The organism is Steroidobacter sp. (assembly GCF_016790065.1).
Classification (GTDB): Bacteria; Pseudomonadota; Gammaproteobacteria; order Steroidobacterales; family Steroidobacteraceae; genus Steroidobacter.
In genome coordinates this window covers 1-2,766 of sequence record NZ_JAEUPY010000538.1, presented here as the reverse complement: position 1 = coordinate 2,766, position 2,766 = coordinate 1, and the positions used below count along the sequence as shown (strand labels likewise).

The 2,766-nt window shown below is 60.5% G+C and carries 1 protein-coding gene and 1 pseudogene; both read right to left on the bottom strand.

Features of this window, described 5'->3' with window-relative positions:
• Positions 1 to 1,119: pseudogene (locus JNL55_RS22255) on the bottom strand (hypothetical protein); the annotation flags it as partial.
• Between the two features lie 66 nt (positions 1,120 to 1,185).
• Positions 1,186 to 2,766 (bottom strand): TonB-dependent receptor domain-containing protein (locus tag JNL55_RS22250; RefSeq protein WP_293859096.1); only part of this gene is annotated, 1,581 nt, incomplete at its 5' end.

Below are 2,766 nucleotides of genomic sequence, written 5' to 3'. Positions count from 1 at the left end.
GCCCTTCTTCAAGGCCACCGGCGCGACACCAGTCCACAAGCGCACGATGCGACCCTCTTCAATATCGACACCGGCGTGCTCAGCAACCGCGTCGCCAGTGGCATCGAACAAGCGTGCGTTGACGATGCGCAGATCAGTCCGTGCGCGGGCGGGAAGTTGCAAACGAGCTGTAAACGCGATGGGAGTGCGTCGACCAGAGTCGAGCTGTAGACGAAACAGCTTGCGGCCCGCCACCATGACAGCCGATTTCCCATCGGGATGCAGGACCAGTTGCTTGCCGTCATAAACACTCGAAAAGATCCGTCGTGTCTCGCCGGTATTTACCGAGCGCAAGGTGACATGATCCATGCCGTCCTCGCGATCCATGTACAGCAACGACTGTCCATCACGGGTCCAAGCTAGCGAAGGGTCGCCGTCCTGCGCCGGATCCGGCAGGCGCTGCATCTGGCTGTCCCGCAGGTTCAGTACGATCAACTCCCGTTTGCTCGGAGCAAAGTCGCCGACATGTTCCAGCGCCACGCGATTGCCGTCCGGAGAGAATGCGAAGGACCAATCGGCCTGCATGCTGCTACCGAACGTCCACTGCTTCGGCACACCGCCGCCATGAGGTAACGTGAGATCGGCAACGTAGTCGTACTCGTAGTAGTGAGCCGTGGGCACCGACCACAAGTACGCCTTGAGATAACTGCGCTCTTCAATAAAGAAGATCTCACGCCGCGCCTCGTGATACTCGATCTGTCCGATCTGGAATTTGGTCGTGTGAACGGTTCGCTCAGTACCATCGCCAAGCGAACGGACGACGAGATCCGTGCCAGTGCGATGCTGATACGCATAAGCCAGAAAGCGTCCATCGGGTGACCACGCGGGATGCGAGCGCCAGCCACTGCCGGAGGTCAACTGCCGTGCAACGCCGCCTTCTATCGGCACGAGCCAGATCTGGCCCAGCAAGCCCACAGCAACGGTCTTGCCGTCATTGGAAACAGCAGGATCCTGGACGCCTCGGTCTAACGTGAGCACTCGCTGCGCGAGCGGCACATCGGCCAAAGCCGCCGAGCCAACCAAAAGCAGCAGCGCAAGCAAACACCCGCGAAACGCGGTTGCTTTGAGAATAGTAAACAACGCAGAACTCCGCGCGGGACGGGAGATCGACGCCGGCCGCAGCGATGGCGGCCGGCGTCGCCGAGGTCAGAATCGCTTGGTGAGCGACAACCAGTATTCCCGCAGACGCGCGTCGCCGAACGGGCTGATGTAGTTATTGAAGTTGTAATAAGCATCGAACGGCGGCGTCTTGTCGAACACGTTGCTGATGCCCAGCTGCACCGTGGTTCCAGACAGCAACCGATCGCTCAACGTGCCGCTCGACTCATCCTGCCAGCGATACTCGAGCACGGCGTCGTGATAAGTCTGGCTCGGCACGGTGCGACTGCCCTGAGCCAGCACGTACGTCGTCAAGCCACCCGTGTCGTACTGGTTGTACGACCCGAAGTAACTCACCATCCAGTCGGCTTTCCACGCACCGCGCACCCAAGTAGCAGACAGATTGCCCTTGTGCTTGAGCGGGCCGTTGTCGGCCACATCGTTGACCACATCGACCAGCGGCGTGCCGATAGCAGTCTGTCGCTCGAACGAACGAATGGTGGTACCCATCGCCGCCAGCTGGAAGTTACCCCACGAGCCAGCGCCGAAACGATAGCTCAAGGTGAAGTCGACACCTTCGGTGGACATTTCATTGGCGTTGAGCAAACTGAAATCCACCAAGGTCAGCTGCCCAACGCCGTATGGATCGCCTGGCGAGGCCGCCGCACGACGCACGCGGTTCGGATACAAGCGTTCGAGATTGACGATCTGCTGCGGAGTCGGCGTCACTGCCACGTCCTTCAGCTTCAGGCGATACCAATCGACGCTGGCCCGCAAGCCTTCGACGAACGCCGGTTCCCACACCAAGCCCAGGCTCCAGCTGGTCGAGCTCTGTGGTTCGATGTCGGGATTACCGCCGGCGATGAAGTTCACCGCAGTCACCTGATTGCCCCGCAGCGGATCGATCACGTTGCGCGTGGCGTTCGGCCCAGTCGAATCGCCACCGCCGAGAATCGGCGCCATGAACTGACCGAAGTCCGGCGGCAGGAAGCCGGTGGCATAGCTCGCACGCAGCATGATGCCGTCGAATGGTTTGAAGCGCAGGCCGATGGTCGGATTGGTGGAGCTGTACGTCACTTCCGAGTTGACGATTGCAGCGTTGGTGCCCGCGTCGATGTACGACGTGCCGGTGGACACTTTGAAATGTTCCGTGCGGCCGGCGAGTTGCAGATCGAGCTCGCGCACGAACGGCACACTGTTAGCCGACGACACCAGCGGCACTTTCAACTCGGCGTAAGCGCTCAACACAGTCTGCGACTGTCCGCGATACGTCCGATTCAAGCTATAGACCGGCAGCGTCGGATAGTTCCAACGATACGGCCCCTCTTCCATGCTCTCCTTGCGGCGTTCCAAGCCGATGGCCAGCGTCGGACTGCCGGCCGGCAACTGCCAGATCGGGCCGGCCACGCGCAGTGCCATGTTATCCAGCGATGACGGAAAGCGGCCCCAAGCATTGCCACGATACGGCGACAGGTTGAGCGTGCTCACGCTTGAATCAACGAAAGGATTCAACGCACCGGTATACATCGCCAGCGGCACCGTGGATGAATAGAACTGCGCACTGCCCTGGCGATTCACGTTGCTGGTCCAGGTGTAGTCGGTCTCCATCTGCCAATCGTTCGGCAGCTC